The 16669-nt window shown below is 59.9% G+C and carries 15 protein-coding genes; 6 read left to right on the forward strand and 9 right to left on the reverse strand.

Going from position 1 to position 16669, the window contains the following annotated elements; all coding sequences use genetic code 11:
• Positions 1 to 30 precede the first annotated feature (30 nt).
• Entirely contained in the window at positions 31 to 348 is a 318-nt protein-coding gene (locus tag NWP14_RS13520) for an RcnB family protein (RefSeq protein ID WP_331834695.1), read from the forward strand.
• Between the two features lie 113 nt (positions 349 to 461).
• Here NWP14_RS13520 and apbC read toward each other — a convergent pair whose 3' ends face one another.
• A complete protein-coding gene (gene apbC, locus NWP14_RS13525; RefSeq protein WP_095100793.1) occupies positions 462 to 1571 on the reverse strand; it encodes an iron-sulfur cluster carrier protein ApbC in 1110 nt (369 codons plus the stop codon).
• Between the two features lie 153 nt (positions 1572 to 1724).
• On the opposite strand from apbC, the gene metG reads away from it, so the two are divergent.
• Together metG and NWP14_RS13535 are read left to right on the forward strand one after the other, a co-directional pair.
• Positions 1725 to 3758: a methionine--tRNA ligase gene (gene metG / locus NWP14_RS13530; protein WP_095100791.1), complete on the forward strand. Its 2034-nt coding sequence runs from the start codon at positions 1725 to 1727 to the stop codon at positions 3756 to 3758.
• A gap of 151 nt (positions 3759 to 3909) precedes the next feature.
• A complete protein-coding gene (locus tag NWP14_RS13535) occupies positions 3910 to 4371 on the forward strand; it encodes a YehR family lipoprotein (RefSeq protein WP_331834696.1) in 462 nt (153 codons plus the stop codon).
• A gap of 50 nt (positions 4372 to 4421) precedes the next feature.
• On the opposite strand, the gene NWP14_RS13540 is transcribed toward NWP14_RS13535, so the two are convergent.
• Genes NWP14_RS13540 through NWP14_RS13550 form a run of 3 tightly spaced genes read right to left on the reverse strand, consistent with a single transcriptional unit; the run spans position 4422 to position 7347 of the window.
• Positions 4422 to 4892 (reverse strand): DUF1456 family protein, encoded by a 471-nt coding sequence (locus NWP14_RS13540; protein WP_375215500.1) that lies wholly within the window; start codon positions 4890 to 4892, stop codon positions 4422 to 4424.
• Positions 4893 to 4945: 53 nt separating this feature from the next.
• Positions 4946 to 5665: a two-component system response regulator BtsR gene (gene btsR, locus NWP14_RS13545; protein ID WP_095100785.1), complete on the reverse strand. Its 720-nt coding sequence runs from the start codon at positions 5663 to 5665 to the stop codon at positions 4946 to 4948.
• On the reverse strand, positions 5659 to 7347 hold the full coding sequence (locus NWP14_RS13550; RefSeq protein ID WP_095100783.1) for a sensor histidine kinase: 1689 nt from the start codon (positions 7345 to 7347) through the stop codon (positions 5659 to 5661). Before NWP14_RS13550 ends, btsR begins: the two co-directional genes overlap by 7 nt.
• Before the next feature lie 213 nt (positions 7348 to 7560).
• Here NWP14_RS13550 and NWP14_RS13555 point away from each other — a divergent pair, with 213 nt between their 5' ends.
• Positions 7561 to 8292 (forward strand): MerR family transcriptional regulator, encoded by a 732-nt coding sequence (locus NWP14_RS13555; RefSeq protein WP_095100781.1) that lies wholly within the window; start codon positions 7561 to 7563, stop codon positions 8290 to 8292.
• A gap of 59 nt (positions 8293 to 8351) precedes the next feature.
• A complete protein-coding gene (locus NWP14_RS13560) occupies positions 8352 to 8465 on the forward strand; it encodes a protein YohO (protein WP_071844955.1) in 114 nt (37 codons plus the stop codon).
• On the opposite strand, the gene NWP14_RS13565 is transcribed toward NWP14_RS13560, so the two are convergent.
• The 5 genes from NWP14_RS13565 to bglX all read right to left on the reverse strand — a co-directional run bounded on the left by NWP14_RS13565 (position 8440) and on the right by bglX (position 14620).
• Positions 8440 to 9177 (reverse strand): ABC transporter permease, encoded by a 738-nt coding sequence (locus tag NWP14_RS13565; protein ID WP_375215501.1) that lies wholly within the window; start codon positions 9175 to 9177, stop codon positions 8440 to 8442. The two genes, NWP14_RS13560 and NWP14_RS13565, sit on opposite strands and share 26 nt — an antisense overlap.
• Positions 9161 to 10108, reverse strand: coding sequence for an ABC transporter ATP-binding protein (locus tag NWP14_RS13570; protein ID WP_095100777.1), 948 nt, complete (start codon positions 10106 to 10108; stop codon positions 9161 to 9163). Before NWP14_RS13570 ends, NWP14_RS13565 begins: the two co-directional genes overlap by 17 nt.
• Positions 10101 to 11258 carry an ABC transporter permease gene (locus NWP14_RS13575; protein ID WP_375215502.1) on the reverse strand — a complete coding sequence of 386 codons (1158 nt, stop codon included), beginning with the start codon at positions 11256 to 11258 and terminating at the stop codon, positions 10101 to 10103. The genes NWP14_RS13570 and NWP14_RS13575 overlap by 8 nt, the downstream gene beginning before the upstream one ends.
• Before the next feature lie 6 nt (positions 11259 to 11264).
• The gene (locus tag NWP14_RS13580) at positions 11265 to 12182 is read right to left on the reverse strand and encodes an ABC transporter substrate-binding protein (protein ID WP_375215503.1); all 918 of its coding nucleotides are present in this window, start codon (positions 12180 to 12182) and stop codon (positions 11265 to 11267) included.
• A 140-nt stretch (positions 12183 to 12322) separates the two neighbouring features.
• Complete coding sequence (gene bglX / locus NWP14_RS13585; protein WP_095100773.1) at positions 12323 to 14620, reverse strand: beta-glucosidase BglX; 2298 nt, start codon at positions 14618 to 14620, stop codon at positions 12323 to 12325.
• Between the two features lie 293 nt (positions 14621 to 14913).
• On the opposite strand from bglX, the gene dld reads away from it, so the two are divergent.
• The gene (gene dld / locus NWP14_RS13590) at positions 14914 to 16650 is read left to right on the forward strand and encodes a D-lactate dehydrogenase (RefSeq protein WP_375215504.1); all 1737 of its coding nucleotides are present in this window, start codon (positions 14914 to 14916) and stop codon (positions 16648 to 16650) included.
• Positions 16651 to 16669 lie beyond the last annotated feature (19 nt).

A 16669-nucleotide genomic window follows, 5' to 3' on the forward strand; every position in this document is an offset into this window, starting at 1 on the left:
TTTTGTGTCCAGGATAATAATGAGGAATTTATGCGTAAAACAAAAATGCTGCTTCTGGGCGTACTGCTGGCGAGCGCCGGCGTCGTTGGGTCGGTTTCCGCCGCCGATCTGCAGAAATATGAGCTGGACGGCGTCACCTCCGACTTCCAGCAGTTTCGCGTAGGCGATACCGTACCGGCGCTGTATATGACCCCGGAGTACACCATTAAGCAGTGGCAGCAGCGCCACCTGCCTGCGCCAGACGCCAACACCCACTGGACCTACATGGGCGGCAGCTATGTGCTGGTCACCGAGCCTGAAGGTAAAATTGTCAAAATTTACGACGGCGAGATTTTCTACCAGCACTGATTGCAAGGCTCACGCAGCGCGCAGCGGCCGCTAGCCGCAACGAAAAACGCCCGGTCCTTCTGCTGCTCCCGCATGGCGCAGCGAAGTCCCGGGCGTTGTTTTACGCGCGGCGGTTAAACCGCGCGGAAGGCGATCTCGCTGGGAATAACCTCACCTTGCCAGTAGAGCTGGGCCGCCACGCGCCCTGCCAGCTGGCGATAGATATCGGTAAACTCGCTTTCCGGGCGGGCGATCACCGTCGGGGTACCGTTATCCAGGTCCTCACGCAGATGAATGTGCAGCGGCAGCTGGGCCAGCAGCTGGGTATGATATTGCTCCGCCAGCTTCTGCGCGCCGCCGGTGCCAAAGATAGGCTCATGGTGACCGCAGTTGCTGCAAATATGCATGCTCATGTTCTCCACGATACCCAGCACCGGCACCTCCACTTTTTCGAACATCACAATGCCCTTTTTGGCATCGATCAGCGCGATGTCCTGCGGCGTGGTGACCACAACCGCGCCGGTCACCGGGATGTTCTGCGCCAGCGTCAGCTGAATATCGCCGGTGCCTGGCGGCATGTCCAGCACCAGGTAGTCGAGATCCGGCCACAGCGTCTCCTGCAGCATCTGCATCAGCGCCTTGCTGGCCATCGGGCCGCGCCACACCATAGCGTTGTCGTCAGTCACCAGATAGCCGATCGAGTTGGTGGCGAGGCCGAATTTCATAATCGGCGCCATATGGGTGCCGTCCGGCGAGGTGGGACGCTGATCTTCCGCGCCCAGCATGGTAGGAATCGACGGGCCGTAAATATCGGCGTCGAGAATCCCGACCTTGGCCCCTTCCGCCGCCAGCGCCAGCGCGAGGTTAACCGCCGTAGACGATTTCCCGACCCCGCCCTTACCGGAGCTCACGGCAATAATATTCTTCACGCCGTTGACGCCCGGCTGGTTTTTCACCCGCTTCAGGGTGGCGATGCTGTGCGTCAGCTTCCAGTCGATAGCCTGGGCGCCGGTAATGCGCAGCAGATCGGCGCTGCACTGCTCTTTCAGGGCTTCAAAAGCGCTGTGCCAGACGAACGGCATCTGAATCTCGATATGCACGGTGTCGTCCAGCCAGGCGACGTGGTGCAGCGCCTTCAGCGCGGTGAGATTGTGCTTCAAAGTGGGGTGCTGAAAATTAGCCAGCGTTCCGGCGACCATCGCGCGTAGACGTTCGGGGGATTTGGCCTGGGATTGCGAATTCATCCCGACTCCTTTGTTGTTATGAGATGCTTTCAGTAATGATTGAGTTTATCACAGCTGGGGATTATCCATATATGGTCAGCCATTTATGGCGCACCCAGTGCCCTTTTGGTAATATCAAAAGCCCTTTTTACAACAGAAGATGTAATGCTCACTATGACTCAAGTCGCGAAGAAAATTCTGGTAACGTGCGCGCTGCCGTACGCCAACGGCTCAATCCACCTCGGCCACATGCTGGAGCACATCCAGGCTGATGTCTGGGTCCGTTACCAGCGAATGCGCGGCCACGAGGTCAACTTCATCTGCGCCGACGACGCCCACGGCACGCCGATCATGCTGAAAGCCCAGCAGCTTGGCGTCTCTCCGGAGCAGATGATTGGCGAGATGAGTCAGGAGCACCAGGCCGATTTTGCCGGCTTCGACATTAGCTACGATAACTACCACTCCACGCACAGCGACGAAAACCGCGAGCTGTCGGAGCTTATCTACTCGCGCCTGAAAGAGAACGGTTTTATTAAAAACCGCACCATCTCTCAGCTCTACGATCCGGAAAAAGGGATGTTCCTCCCTGACCGTTTCGTGAAGGGGACCTGCCCGAAATGTAAATCACCGGATCAGTACGGCGATAACTGCGAAGTGTGCGGCGCGACCTACAGCCCGACCGAGCTGATCGAGCCGAAATCGGTGGTTTCCGGCGCGACGCCGGTGATGCGTGAATCCGAGCACTTCTTCTTCGACCTGCCGTCGTTTAGCGAAATGCTGCAGGCGTGGACCCGCAGCGGCGCGCTGCAGGAACAGGTGGCGAATAAGATGCAGGAGTGGTTCGAGTCTGGTCTGCAGCAGTGGGACATCTCCCGCGATGCGCCGTACTTCGGTTTCGAAATTCCCAACGCGCCGGGCAAATACTTCTACGTCTGGCTGGACGCGCCGATCGGCTACATGGGTTCATTCAAAAACCTGTGCGACAAACGCGGCGATAGCGAAAGCTTTGACGCCTACTGGAAGAAAGATTCCGCCGCCGAGCTGTATCACTTTATCGGCAAAGATATCGTCTACTTCCACAGCCTGTTCTGGCCGGCGATGCTGGAAGGCAGCGGCTTCCGCAAGCCGACCAACCTGTTCGTTCACGGCTACGTGACGGTCAACGGCGCGAAGATGTCTAAATCGCGCGGCACCTTCATTAAAGCCAGCACCTGGCTGAACCACTTTGACGCCGACAGCCTGCGCTACTACTACGCCGCCAAGCTCTCTTCGCGCATCGACGATATCGACCTCAACCTCGAAGACTTCATTCAGCGCGTCAACGCCGACATCGTCAACAAGCTGGTTAACCTCGCGTCGCGCAACGCCGGCTTTATCGCCAAACGCTTCGACGGCGTGCTGGCCGCTGAGCTGGCCGATCCGGCGCTGTACAAAACCTTCACCGATGCGGCAGCAAGCATTGGCGAAGCGTGGGACAGCCGCGAGTTCGGTAAAGCCATCCGTGAAATCATGGCGCTGGCCGACGTGGCTAACCGCTATGTTGACGAGCAGGCCCCGTGGGTAGTCGCCAAACAGGAAGGCCGCGATGCCGATCTGCAGGCTATCTGCTCCATGGGCATCAACCTGTTCCGCGTACTGATGACCTGGCTCAAGCCGGTCCTGCCGCAGCTGACCGCCCGCGCCGAAGCGTTCCTCAACAGCGAGCTGAGCTGGGATGCGATCCAGCAGCCGCTGCTGGCGCATAAGGTCAACACCTTCAAAGCGCTGTATAACCGCATCGAAATGAAGCAGGTTGAGGCGCTGGTAGAGGCATCGAAGGAAGAGGTGAAGGCGCTCTCGGCTCCGGCCACCGGCCCGCTGGCGGACGATCCGCTGCAGGAAACCATCAGCTTTGATGATTTTGCCAAAGTGGATATGCGCATTGCGCTGATCGAAAACGCCGAATTCGTCGACGGTTCCGACAAGCTGCTGCGCCTGACGCTGGATATCGGCGGCGAGAAGCGCAACGTCTTCTCCGGCATCCGCAGCGCCTACCCCGATCCGCAGGCGCTGATTGGTCGTCTGACGGTGATGGTCGCTAACCTCGCGCCGCGCAAGATGCGCTTCGGCATCTCCGAAGGGATGGTGATGGCGGCGGGCCCTGGCGGGAAAGATATCTTCCTGCTCAGCCCGGACAGCGGCGCCCAGCCTGGTCAACAGGTCAAATAATCTCCGCGTAAAACGCTGCCCCGGCAGCGTTTTTTTTTGCCTGAAGCCTCTCCCGGCAGGCTCTTTAATTTGCACGCCCTGCTAATAAGAACAATAATCAATACGCTATTCTGACAACGGAACGGTATTAATATCAACACAGGGAACCGGGATGAAATATACACACAAGCTCACCGCGCTTGCCGTCGTCGCTCTGCTGACCACGGCGCTGACCGCCTGCGACAATAAAAAAGAGCAGAGCAAAACCTTTAACCGCGCGGCCGAAGGCGTCGAACTCAGCTTTACCTATTATTATGAGGGCGACAAAGTCCTGCGTCAGGACGCCAACAACATCATCCCCTATAAAACCATCGGCGCCAGCAATGAAGAGCAGGCGCGGGCCATTATTGAACCGATGAGCAGCGTTTATCGCAGCATAAAGGGGGTGGAGCAAACCATCGACTATAAAGACAGCTATGCGCAGGAACACCTGAGCGTCGATTTTAACGAGGCGAAAATCAGCGAACTGTGCAAGCTACCGGGATCGATGTTCACCGACTGCTCGCGGCAGTTTGTTTCGATGTCCGTGTCGACAAAACTACTCGAAGAGCAGGGTTTTCAGGAAGTGAAGTAGGCCGTAGCCCGGCTAAGCGCTGCGCCAGCCGGGCCGCCTGATGCAGAAACTCAGGGTTTGGCGGCGTGCACGCGCTCGGTCAGACCGCGCAGGAAATAGCGCAGGAACTGGTCGCCGCACTCGCGGAAGTTTTTATGCTCCGGCGCGCGCATCATGGCGGTAATTTCCGGCATTGAGACGCGGAACTGCTGCTGGGTCAAAATGGCGAGAATATCGTCGGTCTTCAGAGAGAAGGCAACGCGCAGCTTTTTCAGCACGACATTGTTATTCACCCGACGCTCAACCGCCAGCGGCGGCGCGGACTCATCTTTACCGCGTTTGTCGTAAATCAGACCATTCAGGAAGATCGACAGGACGATATCCGGACAGCGCTGGAAGCCGTCCTCGTCCTCTTTTTTCAGCCACGGTACCAGCTGCTCTGCGCTGACGACGGAATCGCCGAGCGCAAAAATACGCACCAGGCCATTATTATTGGTTTTCAAGGTGTAGCGCAGGCTACGTAGGATATCGTTGCTGATCATAATGCCTTCATGATGAAAAATACTGGCGCTAAGTCTACCACGATTCTGCCGTTTTACAGACCAATCGCCTCTTTCAGGCTTTTTAAGTAGCGGCGGCTAACCGGCACCGTATGCCCGGCGCGCATCAGCAGCTCGGCCTGGCCGTTCTCCTCCAGACGAATCTCCTTCAGGTGGGCCATATTGACCAGATACTGACGGTGGCAGCGCAGCAGCGGCGTTCGGCTCTCGAGGGTGCGCAGGGTCAGCTCGGTGAAGCCCTCCTTCCCTTCGCTGTCGGTGACGTAAATACCGCTCATCCGGCTGCTGACAAACGCCACGTCCTCCATCTGCAGCAGCCAGATCCGGCTATGGCCGCTGCAGGGGATATATTTCAGCGCCTGCTGAGCGCCGTCGAGTAGCGAAATGTCCTGCAGGCTGCGCTCCTGGCGCAGGCGAGCCAGCGTTTTATCCAGCCTGGCGGCCTCAATCGGCTTGAGCAGATAGTCAAACGCGTGCTCTTCGAACGCCTTAACCGCATATTCGTCGAAGGCGGTAAGGAACACGATATAGGGCCGGTGCTCGGGGTCGAGCATGCCGACCATCTCCAGCCCGCTGATGCGCGGCATCTGGATATCGAGGAACAGCACGTCCGGGCGCAGCTTGTGCACCGCGCCAATCGCCTCAACGGCGTTACCGCACTCCCCCACGACCTCAATATCGCTCTGCGCTTCCAGCAAAATACGCAGGTTTTCACGCGCCAGCGGCTCATCATCAACGATTAATACTTTTAACACGCGCTCTCCTCCACGGGCAGTCGCAGCGTAACGCGGGTAAAGCGCTCGGCTTCACAGGTCACGGTAATTCCACACTCAGCGCCAAATCGCGCCCGCAGCCGCCGGTCCACCAGGCTCATGCCGAGTCCGCTGGCGTCCGGATTGGCCTGATACAGCCCGGCGTTATCTTCGATATCCAGCTGCAGCCAACGCGCGTCCTGGCTGGCGCGAATGATAATCTCGCCCACGCCAAGATGCTGCGAGGTGCCGTGCTTAATGGCGTTTTCAACAATCGGCTGCAGCGTAAACGCCGGTAGCTGGTGATGCGCCAGCGCGTCGGGCACCAGCATCTGAATCTGTAGATTGGCCTGAAAACGCGCTTTTTCAATCTGCAGATAGGCATTCACATGCTCAATCTCATCCGCCAGGGTGACAATTTCCGACGGCCGCTTCAGGTTTTTGCGAAAGAAGGTCGACAGATACTGCACCAGCTGGCCGGCCTGATCGCTGTCGCGGCGAATCACCGCCTTGAGGGTATTCAGGGCGTTGAACAGAAAGTGTGGGTTAACCTGGGCATGCAGCAGCTTAATTTCCGACTGGGTTAACAGCGCCTTCTGTCGTTCATACTGCCCGGCAAGAATTTGCGCCGACAGCAGCTGGGCAATCCCCTCGCCCAGCGTACGGTTGATTGAGCTGAACAGACGGTTCTTCGCCTCATACAGTTTAATGGTGCCAATCACCCGCTGGTTCTCGCCGCGCAGCGGGATCACCAGCGTTGAGCCGAGCTTGCAGTGCGGGTGGATGGAGCAGCGGTAGGGAACCTCGTTGCCGTCGGCGTATACCACTTCGCCGCTTTCGATCGCCTTTTGGGTGTAGAGGGAGGAGATAGGCTTGCCGGGAAGATGATGATCGTCGCCGATGCCGGTGAAGGCCAGCAGCCGGTCGCGATCGGTAATCGCCACCGCGCCGATATCCAGCTCCTGGATAAGCACCTGCGCCACCCGCATGCTGTTCTCTTCGTTAAACCCCTGGCGCAGGATCCCCTCCGTCGAGGCCGCGACCTTCAGCGCGGTAGCGGAAAACGCCGAGGTGTATTTTTCAAACATCGCCCGCTTATCGAGCAGGATACGCATAAACAGCGCGGCGCCAACGGTGTTAGTGACCATCATCGGCGCGGCAATGCTCTGAACCAGATGGAGGGCGTCCTGAAACGGGCGCGCGATCAGCAGGATAATCATCATCTGCACCAGTTCGGCAAAGAAGGTGATCGCTCCGGCGGTCAGCGGGCTAAAGACCTTATCCGGCCGCCCGCGCTTCACGAGGATGCTGTGCACCAGCCCGCCAAGCAGCCCTTCGACAATGGTCGAAACCATGCAGCTTAGCGCGGTCATTCCGCCAAGGGAGTAGCGATGCAGCCCGCCGGTCAGCCCCACGAGGCCACCGACCACCGGCCCGCCGAGCAGGCCGCCCATTACCGCGCCGATGGCCCGGGTATTGGCGATAGAGTCTTCAATATGCAGACCGAAGTAGGTCCCCATAATGCAGAAAATTGAGAAGGTAACGTAGCACAGCAGCTTGTGCGGCAGACGGACTGTGACCTGCATCAGGGGAATGAACAGCCGCGTCTTGCTCATCAGCCACGCGATAACTAAAAAGACGCACATCTGCTGGAGCAGCAGCAACACCAGATCGAACTCGTACATACCCGCAGACCACACATCACCTGAAAGCGCGTAACATACACCGCCCCGGCAAATCTTTCTTTGAAGCGCTACAAGAAAATGAACATTCATGGCCGCGATCACACTTCTTAGCGCCTTGCCCTCGGCGAAAAGAACAAAAAATAAGCAAATATTTCCCCTTCCCCAAACAGCTTCTACAGTTATAGGGAGGAGAATTCTGCGGGAGGGGAAGAGATGACGCTTTATACGATTGGTGAAGTGGCGCAGCTTTGTGACGTTAACCCGGTAACGCTTCGCGCCTGGCAACGGCGCTACGGTCTGCTCAAACCTCAGCGTACCGACGGCGGCCACCGCCTGTTCAACGAGCAGGAGATTGACCGCATCCGCGAAATTAAGCGCTGGATTGACTCCGGCGTTCAGGTAGGAAAGGTCAAAACGCTGCTCGCCGACAGCGACCCGCAGGAGGAAGGCGGCTGGCGCGAACAGCAGGAGATCGTGCTGACGCTGCTGCACGACGGCAGCTACCGTCGTCTGCGGTCGTGGATTAAAGAGCGCAGCCACAGCTATCCGGCGCACACCCTGGTCAACCACCTGTTTGTTCCTTTACGCCATCGCCTGCTTAGCCCCCAGCCGACGCTTATCGCGCTGCGCGGCATTCTCGACGGGGTCCTCATCAGCCACATTGCGCAAAGCCTGGCCAGCGCCTGGAAGCACCCCGGCAGCCACGCGCTGGTCGTGGGCTGGAACACCGGCGATATCGCCCGGCTGTGGCTGGAGGGCTGGGTGGCCAGCGAACAGGGCTGGCGGGTCGACGTCGTCGCCCACTCGCTGACGCAGATTCGCCCGGAGCTGTTCCCCGAGAGCACCCTGCTGGTGTGGTGCGGCGAAACGCCCGCTCCCGCCGAGCAGGAACAGCTGCTGGAGTGGCAGCAGCAAGGGCGCGCGATCTGGCTAAATAGCAATTAATGTTTCATTAACACCTGCGCTTCACCGTATAATCGCCCCGTTAACATCAGGAGCCTATTATGAAGCCAGCAAAAATTGCGGTTATTACCCTGTTCTTATTTATGGCTATCGGCGGGATCAGCGGCGTTATGCTTGCCGGTTACTCCTTTATCGTTCGCGGCGGTGTCGGCTGATTCGCTGATTCAGCCGCTCAAACCCACGATCGACCACGATCGCCGCCAGCGCCACCAGCAGCGCCCCTTGCAGCACATAGGCGGTATTAAACCCGCTCAGGCCGATAACAATCGGCGTGCCGAGGGTATTGGCCCCGACCGTTGAGGCAATCGTCGCCGTCCCTATATTGACGATCGTCGAAGTACGAATACCGGCCAGCATCACCGGCGCCGCCAGCGGCAGCTCGACTTTTACCAGCCTCTGCCAGCGGGTCATTCCCATTCCCAGCGCAACCTCAAGAACCCCCGAGGGCACCGCGCTCAGGCCCGCCAGCGTGCCCTGCAGCACCGGCAGTATGCCGTACAGCGCCAGCGCAATCAGCGCCGGTTCCCAGCCAAACCCCAGAACCGGAACGGCAATCGCCAGAACCGCCACCGGCGGAAAGGTCTGCCCCATTGCGGCAATGGTCTCCACCAGCGGGCGAAATTCGCGGCCCGCGGGGCGCGTTACCGCAATCCCCGCCCCAACGCCGATAAGGGTTGCCGCGAGGCTGGAGAGCGCCACCAGCCAGCAGTGGGCGAGGGTCAGCGAAAGAAAGCTCTGCTGCTGATAGACCGGGCGCGGCAGTTCCGGAAACAGAGCGCTAAACAGCGGCGCGCTGTAGGGTAGCGCCAGCAGAAAGGCGATAAACAGCGCCAGCAGCCACAGCAGCGGATCACGCAGAACCTTCATGCCGTACCTCCTCGCGCAGCAGATCGGCAAAATGCAGCGTCCCGCACGCGGCCCCCCGTTCATCCACCACCGGCAGCACCTCGCGACGGTGGGCCACAAACAGCGACAGCGCCTCGCGCAGCGTCATCGCCACGTTCAGGGTATCTCCGGCGAGACGTTCATCGCGGCGCAGATAGTCGGCGACGCCGCGCAGCGACAGCAGGCGAACGCCAAGCTCGCTGCGGCCAAAAAAGGTCTCGACAAAGTCATTCTTCGGCTGCAGCAGCATCTGCAGCGGTTCCCCCTGCTGCACGACTTCGCCGCCGTCCATCAGCACCAGGTGATCCGCCAGCCGCAGCGCTTCGTCAATATCGTGGGTGACCAGCACAATCGTGCGCCCCAGCAGCCGGTGAATACGGATCATCTCCTGCTGGAGCGCCTCGCGGGTCACCGGATCGAGCGCGCCAAAGGGCTCGTCCATCAGCAGAACCTCAGGATTTGCCGCCAGCGCCCGCGCCACGCCGACCCGCTGCTGCTGGCCGCCGGAAAGCTGATGCGGATAGCGCGCCCGCAGCGTGGCCTCCAGCCCCAGCAGCGCCATCAGTTCATCAACCCGCTCCGCCACTTTCCGCCGCGGCCACTTCTGCAGCTGCGGGACGGTGGCGATATTCTGCGCCACCGTCCAGTGGGGAAACAGGCCGATCGACTGGATGGCGTAGCCCATCCGCCGACGCAGCGCCAGCACCGGCTGCTCGCGGATATCCTGGCCGGCGAAGCGGATAGTGCCGCTGTCGTGCTCAACCAGCCGGTTGATCATCTTCAGCGTCGTCGACTTGCCCGAACCGGAGGTGCCGATCAGCACCGAGAACGCCCCCTCGCGCAGGTGCAGATTGAGGTTTTTCACCGCCGGCTGCCCGGCAAAAGATTTGTTTACGCCGTCAAATTCAATCACCCGCCTCTCCTTTTAGCAACGCGCCCCACAGCGCAAAAAGCGCATCCACCACCACCGCCAGCGCAATCGTCGGGATCACCCCAAGCAGCACCAGATCCAGGGCGCTGCTGAGCAGGCCCTGGAACACCAGAGCGCCGAATCCCCCGGCGCCGATCAGCGCGGCCACCACCGCCATGCCGACGGTTTGTACGCTTACCACCCGCAGGCTGCGCAGCAGTATCGGCAGCGCCAGCGGCAGCTGTACGTGCCAGAAGCGCTGGCCGCCGCTCATGCCCATCCCCGCCGCGCTTTCCAACGCTTCGCGCGGCACCTGCTGCAGGCCGGTGACCACCCCGCGCACCAGCGGCAGCAGAGCGTAGAGCACCAGCGCAATCAGCGCGGGCGCCGTTCCGGTGCCGGAGATACCGGCCTCAGCCAGCGCGGGAAAGCGGCGCGTCAGGCCGGCAAGCGGCGCGATCAGCAGGCCAAATAGCGCCACCGAAGGGATCGTTTGAATGACGTTGAGACAGGTAAACACCGACTCCTGCCACCGCGGCTGCCGCCAGAGCCACACGCCCACCGGGACTCCGATAAGCAGAGCGGGCAGCAGCGTACCGAGCAGCAGGAGCACATGCTGGCGCAGGGCATCGTCAAAGATATCCTGGCGATTGGCGTACTCTTTTAGCAGCGATAGCGAGTCAAGCATCCCCGTCGCCAGCAGGATGCAGGGAATTAGCCAGATTTGCGCATTGAGCAGCCAGCGCCACAGCGCCCGGGCGGTCAGGCGCCGTATCGCATCGCTGGCCAGCAGCAGGCACAGCGCCAGCGAAAGCCACAGCCCGCTGCCCGGCGAAGTGCGCGCCAGCGACGACCCGCTTTGCGCCAGCTGTAGCGCCGCCTGCCCGGCCCCGAACCACAGCAGCGGCAGCAGCGCATCGGCTATCAGGAAGGTTAACAGCAGCGGTGAGCGCCCGGGCAGCGCGCAAAGCAGCAGTACGGCCATCGCCATGCCCAGCTGCGCGGCGGCCAGCCACGGCCAGCTCTGCCACAGCCAGCGCGCCTCTCCGGAGAGTAGCCGGTTCGGCGCATAGTTCACAAACGGCAGAGCCACCATCATCAGCAGTAAAAGCGCCAGCAGCAGCGAAACGCGGTTATAGCAACGAATAGCCACCAAAACCTACTTCAACAGCCCTTTTTGCTGCAGATAGTCTGCGGCAACTTTCTTCGCATCCAGCCCTTCCACCGCAATGCTGGCGTTGAGCTGCTGCAGCGTTTTTTCGTCAAGGCTGGCGAATACCGGCTGCAGCCACTGCGCCATCTGCGGATAGGCCTTCAGCACCGCTTCGCGCACCACCGGCGCCGGGGCATAGATCGGCTGCACGCCTTTCGGGTCGCTCAGCGTTTGCAGCCCGAGCGCGGCCACCGGCCCGTCGGTACCATAGGCCATCGCCGCGTTGACGCCGGAGGTCTGCTGCGCCGCCGCCTTGATGGTCACCGCCGTGTCGCCGCCCGCCAGCGACAGCAGCTGGTTTTGATTAAGCTTGAAATCGTAGGCCTTTTCAAAGGCCGGGAGCGCATCCGGGCGTTCGATAAACTCGGCGGAAGCCGCCAGCTTGAATTCACCGCCCTTCTGCAGATAGCTGCTCAAATCGGCCAGCGAAGTGAGGTGGTTTTTTTGCGCCAGATCCTGACGCACGGCGATGGTCCAGGTATTGTTGGCCGGCGCAGGCGTTAGCCAGATCAGCTTATTCTTCTCGCCGTCCAGGGTTTTGACCTTCTCATAACCCTGCTGCGCGTTTTTCCACGCCGGGTCGTTCTCCTGCTTAAAGAAGAAGGCCCCGTTGCCGGTATACTCGGGGTAAATATCTAATTCACCCGCGGTAATGGCGCCGCGTACCACCGGCGTGGTGCCGAGCTGAATTTTATTCACCGTCTTCACGCCGTGGCTTTCCAGAACCTGCAAAATAATATTGCCCAGCAGCGCCCCTTCGGTATCAATTTTTGAGCCAACTTTGACCGGCTCCGCCGCCTGCAGCGGCAGGCTCACCAGGGCCGCCAGCGCGAGGGCGCCCGACCATTTGCTTGCAATCATCATCCCGCTTCCCTCTTTAATTTGCGCTCCATTTACAGAAGCTTAAGAGAAAAGAGTAGCCCAAATGCGCAGTGAGAGGAAAAGAAAAGGCCGGTTACCCGGCCTGATAGAGAGTCAACGTCAGCGCGTCGCGCCCGCCTGAACTACAGCAATTCAAACTCACCCTGCTTCACGCGGGCAGAATCTACGCCGATAAAGACGTTGAATTTACCCGGCTCGGCGGCGTATTTCATTTTCTGGTTCCAGAACTTCAGCGCGTCGACCTCAATCGGGAAGCTGACGGTCTGGGTCTCGCCCGGCTTGAGGGTCACGCGCTTGAAGCCGCGCAGCATTTTCACCGGGCGGCTCATCGAGGCGGTAACGTCCTGCAGGTACAGCTGGATCACCGTCGCCCCTTCGCGCTTACCGGTATTGGTTACCTGCACGCTGGCCGTCACGCTGCCGTCCGCCCGCATGGTCGGAGCCGACATTTTGACGTCAGATACGCTAAAGGTGGTGTAGCTCAGGCCGTAGCCAAACGGGTACAGCGGACCGTTGGCCTCATCAAAGTAGCGCGAGGTGTACTTATTCGGCTTGTCGGCGTTGTAGGGACGACCGGTATTGAGGTGGCTGTAGTAGACCGGGATCTGCCCTACCGAGCGCGGGAACGACATCGGCAGCTTGCCGGACGGATTCGCGTCGCCGAACAGAACGTCGGCGATGGCGTTGCCGCCTTCGGTGCCGGCGAACCAGGTCTCCAGAATCGCGTCAGCCTGCTGATCCTCTTTGACCAGCGCCAGCGGGCGGCCGTTCATCAGCACCAGCACCAGCGGTTTACCGGTGGCTTTGAGGGCGCTGATTAAATCGCGCTGGCTCTGGGGCAGCGTGATATCGGTGCGGCTGGAGGCTTCGTGCGCCATCCCCTGCGCTTCGCCGACAACCGCGACGACCACGTCAGACTGCTTCGCGGCGGCGACCGCCTCGTCGATCATCGCCTGCGGCGAGCGCGGATCGATCTGCACCGCTTTCTCATACAGGTTGAGGAAATCAACGATGCCTTTATCGTCAGTCACGTTGGCGCCGCGGGCGTATACCACCTTACCGCGATCGCCGAGCGCCGTTTTAATCCCGGTGAGCACGGTAACCGACTGATCGGCAACGCCTGCCGCCGACCAGCTGCCCATCATGTCCCGCTTGCTGTCAGCCAGCGGCCCGATAACCGCAACGGTGCCCGATTTTTTCAGCGGCAGCGTCTCAAGACGGTTTTTCAGCAGTACCAGGCTTTCGCGCGCCACTTCCCGGGCCTCTTTACGATGCAGGCGGCTTTCGGCGTTGGTGTCCTGCGGGTCTGACTCCTTCGGTCCCAGGTGGCTGTACGGATCGTTAAACAGCCCCATATCGTATTTGACGTTAAGCACGTGGCGCGTCGCGTCATCCAGCTCCGCCATGGTGACCTTGCCGGACTTCACCAGATCCGGCAGGTATTTGCTGTAGTACTCGTCGCTCATGCTCATATTGATGCCGGACTTCAGCGCCACGCGCACCGCGTCTTCCGGGTCGGAAGCAACGCCGTGTTTGATCAGCTCTTTAATCGCGCCGTGGTCGGAAACGGTAATGCCCTTAAAGCCCCAGTCGTCGCGCAGCACCTCTTTTAGCAGCCACGCATCGGAGGTGGCCGGCGTACCGTTGAGCGAGTTAAGCGCCACCATTACCGCGCCGCTGCCGGCATCCAGCCCTGCTTTGTACGGCGGCATATAGTCGTTGAACAGGCGCTGCGGGCTCATATCGACGGTGTTGTACTCTTTACCGCCCTCCACCGCGCCGTAGGCGGCGAAGTGCTTCACGCTGGTCATCACCGAGTAGCGGTCCGCCGGGCTTTTGCCCTGCATCGACTCAACCATCGCTTTGCCCATCATGGTGGTTAAATAGGTATCTTCGCCAAAGCCTTCCGAGGCGCGTCCCCAGCGCGGATCGCGGGAGACGTCCACCATCGGCGCCCAGGTCATGTTGAGGCCATCGTCGGCGGCCTCATAGGCCGAAATGCGCCCGACGGTATTCACCGCGTCGAGGTTAAAGGAGGAGGCCAGGCCGAGGCTTATCGGGAAGACGGTGCGCTGGCCGTGAAGCACGTCGTAGGCAAAGAATAGCGGAATTTTCAGCCGGCTGAGCTGCATCACCTGGTCCTGCATCACGCGGATATCCGAGCGGGTCACGGTGTTGAAGATCGCCCCGACCTGGCTCTCTTTGATCATCTCGCGGATCGCCTCTTTCGGGTTATCCGGGCCGACGCTGATCAGCCGCAGCTGGCCGATCTTTTCGTCTACCGTCATTTTTTTCAGCAGTTCGCTGACGAAGGCATCCCGCGCCTGCGGAGTCAAAGGATGGTTGCCGAACAGTTCATCCGCCAGCGCGGGTTGCAGCGCCAGGCTAACGGCGAGGCCTACAGTACAGAGCCATTTCATGGTTATCTCTCTTTTCTTCCAGTAGCGAGGATTTTGGCGAAACCTATACTCTATCAATTTCGAGCCGGGGGACTCATCGTCCCGGCGCCGGCCCGCACAGGGCGAGGCTGGCGGCGCGCGCAGCTTGTAAGACGACAAGTATAATAAAAACCGCAGTTTGCCATAAACATAGGCGAGACGCCTGTAGAAAGCTCGGCTTCTGCTCTGATTTTTCGAAACATTCATGCACCAAATTGTCATACAAAGCGCTATTCTTAGTGCAGAGTTTTTTGTCCCACCACAAGGAGTGGATCATGTCATCTGCAGCAACACCACATAACAACGCTTTTCTGACCGAGCTGGCGAGACTGGTTGGCTCCTCGCACCTGTTAACCGACCCGGCAAAAACCCAGCGCTATCGCAAAGGGTTTCGTTCCGGCCACGGCGATGCGCTGGCCGTGGTTTTTCCCGGAACGCTGCTGGAACTCTGGCGGGTGCTGAGCGCCTGCGTGGAAGCCGATAAAATTATTTTAATGCAGGCTGCGAATACCGGCCTCACCGAAGGCTCCACCCCGAACGGCAACGATTACGATCGCGACATCGTGATTATCAGCACCCTGCGCCTGGACAAGCTGCATCTGCTGGGTAAAGGCGAGCAGGTGCTGGCATTCCCGGGCACCACGCTCTATTCGCTGGAGAAAGCGCTGAAGCCGTTTGGCCGCGAGCCGCACTCGGTGATTGGCTCCTCCTGCATCGGCGCATCGGTTATCGGCGGCATCTGCAATAACTCCGGCGGCTCGCTGGTCCAGCGCGGCCCGGCCTATACCGAGATGTCGCTGTTTGCGCAGATTGATGAGCAGGGCAAGCTGCGCCTCGTTAACCATCTTGGCATCGACCTCGGCAGCACCCCGGAGCAGATCCTCAGCAGCCTCGACGACGATCGAATTAAAGATGAAGACGTCCTTCACGACGGCCGCCACGCCCACGATCATGATTACGTCACCCGCGTACGCGACGTCACCGCCGACACGCCGGCGCGCTACAACGCCGACCCCGATCGCCTGTTTGAGTCTTCGGGCTGCGCCGGCAAGCTGGCGGTCTTTGCCGCCCGTCTGGACACCTTCCCGGCGGAAAAGCGCCAGCAGGTGTTTTACATCGGCAGCAACAGGCCTGAAGTGCTGACCGAAATCCGTCGTCATATTCTTGCTGAATTTAAAAATCTGCCGGTGGCGGGGGAATATATGCACCGCGATATCTACGATATCGCCGAGCGCTACGGCAAAGACACCTTCCTGATGATCGACAAGCTCGGCACCGACAAAATGCCGTTCTTCTTCACCATGAAGGGCCGCACCGATGCGCTTCTGGAGAAGGTATCGCTGTTTAAACCGCACTTCACCGACCGCTTTATGCAAAAGATCGGTCACGTTTTCCCGGCGCACCTGCCGGAGCGAATGAAAACCTGGCGCGATAAATATGAGCATCACCTGCTGCTGAAGATGGCGGGCGACGGCGTCGAGGAAGCCCAGGCGTGGCTGACGGAGTACTTTAAACAGGCCGAGGGCGATTTCTTTGTCTGTACGGCGGAAGAAGGCAGTAAGGCGTTCCTGCATCGCTTCGCCGCGGCGGGGGCCGCCATTCGCTACCAGGCCGTTCACGCAGACGAGGTGGAGGATATTCTGGCGCTGGATATCGCGCTGCGCCGCAACGACACCGAGTGGTTTGAGCATCTGCCGGCCGACATCGACGACCAGCTGGTCTATAAGCTCTACTACGGTCACTTTATGTGCCACGTCTTCCACCAGGATTACATCGTTAAGAAAGGCGTGGATGCCCACGAGCTGAAGGAGAAAATGCTGGCGCTGCTAAAAGCGCGCGGCGCGCAGTATCCCGCCGAGCACAACGTCGGGCATCTTTACGAAGCGCCGGAGAGCTTAAAGCAGTTCTACCGCCAGAACGATCCGACCAACAGCATGAACCCGGGGATCGGCAAAACCAGCAAGCAAAAATACTGGGGCGAGCGCCAGGAGAGCGACGGCAGCGCCTCGTAGGCGCAGCAGCAGAGGCCAA

The organism is Klebsiella sp. C349492, assembly GCF_042055345.1.
In the GTDB taxonomy this organism is placed as follows: domain Bacteria; phylum Pseudomonadota; class Gammaproteobacteria; order Enterobacterales; family Enterobacteriaceae; genus Klebsiella; species Klebsiella scottii.

Excerpts from the sequence above, each read along its gene's own strand:
- NWP14_RS13555 (WP_095100781.1), top strand. The coding sequence starts at position 7,561 with ATGACGCTTTATACGATTGGTGAAGTGGCGCAGCTTTGTGACGTTAAC.
- NWP14_RS13535 (WP_331834696.1), top strand. The coding sequence starts at position 3,910 with ATGAAATATACACACAAGCTCACCGCGCTTGCCGTCGTCGCTCTGCTG.
- NWP14_RS13520 (WP_331834695.1), top strand. The coding sequence starts at position 31 with ATGCGTAAAACAAAAATGCTGCTTCTGGGCGTACTGCTGGCGAGCGCC.
- metG (WP_095100791.1), top strand. The coding sequence starts at position 1,725 with ATGACTCAAGTCGCGAAGAAAATTCTGGTAACGTGCGCGCTGCCGTAC.
- dld (WP_375215504.1), top strand. The coding sequence starts at position 14,914 with ATGTCATCTGCAGCAACACCACATAACAACGCTTTTCTGACCGAGCTG.
- NWP14_RS13540 (WP_375215500.1), bottom strand. The coding sequence starts at position 4,892 with ATGATCAGCAACGATATCCTACGTAGCCTGCGCTACACCTTGAAAACC.
- NWP14_RS13565 (WP_375215501.1), bottom strand. The coding sequence starts at position 9,177 with ATGAAGGTTCTGCGTGATCCGCTGCTGTGGCTGCTGGCGCTGTTTATC.
- NWP14_RS13580 (WP_375215503.1), bottom strand. The coding sequence starts at position 12,182 with ATGATGATTGCAAGCAAATGGTCGGGCGCCCTCGCGCTGGCGGCCCTG.
- bglX (WP_095100773.1), bottom strand. The coding sequence starts at position 14,620 with ATGAAATGGCTCTGTACTGTAGGCCTCGCCGTTAGCCTGGCGCTGCAA.
- NWP14_RS13560 (WP_071844955.1), top strand. The coding sequence starts at position 8,352 with ATGAAGCCAGCAAAAATTGCGGTTATTACCCTGTTCTTATTTATGGCT.
- NWP14_RS13550 (WP_095100783.1), bottom strand. The coding sequence starts at position 7,347 with ATGTACGAGTTCGATCTGGTGTTGCTGCTGCTCCAGCAGATGTGCGTC.
- apbC (WP_095100793.1), bottom strand. The coding sequence starts at position 1,571 with ATGAATTCGCAATCCCAGGCCAAATCCCCCGAACGTCTACGCGCGATG.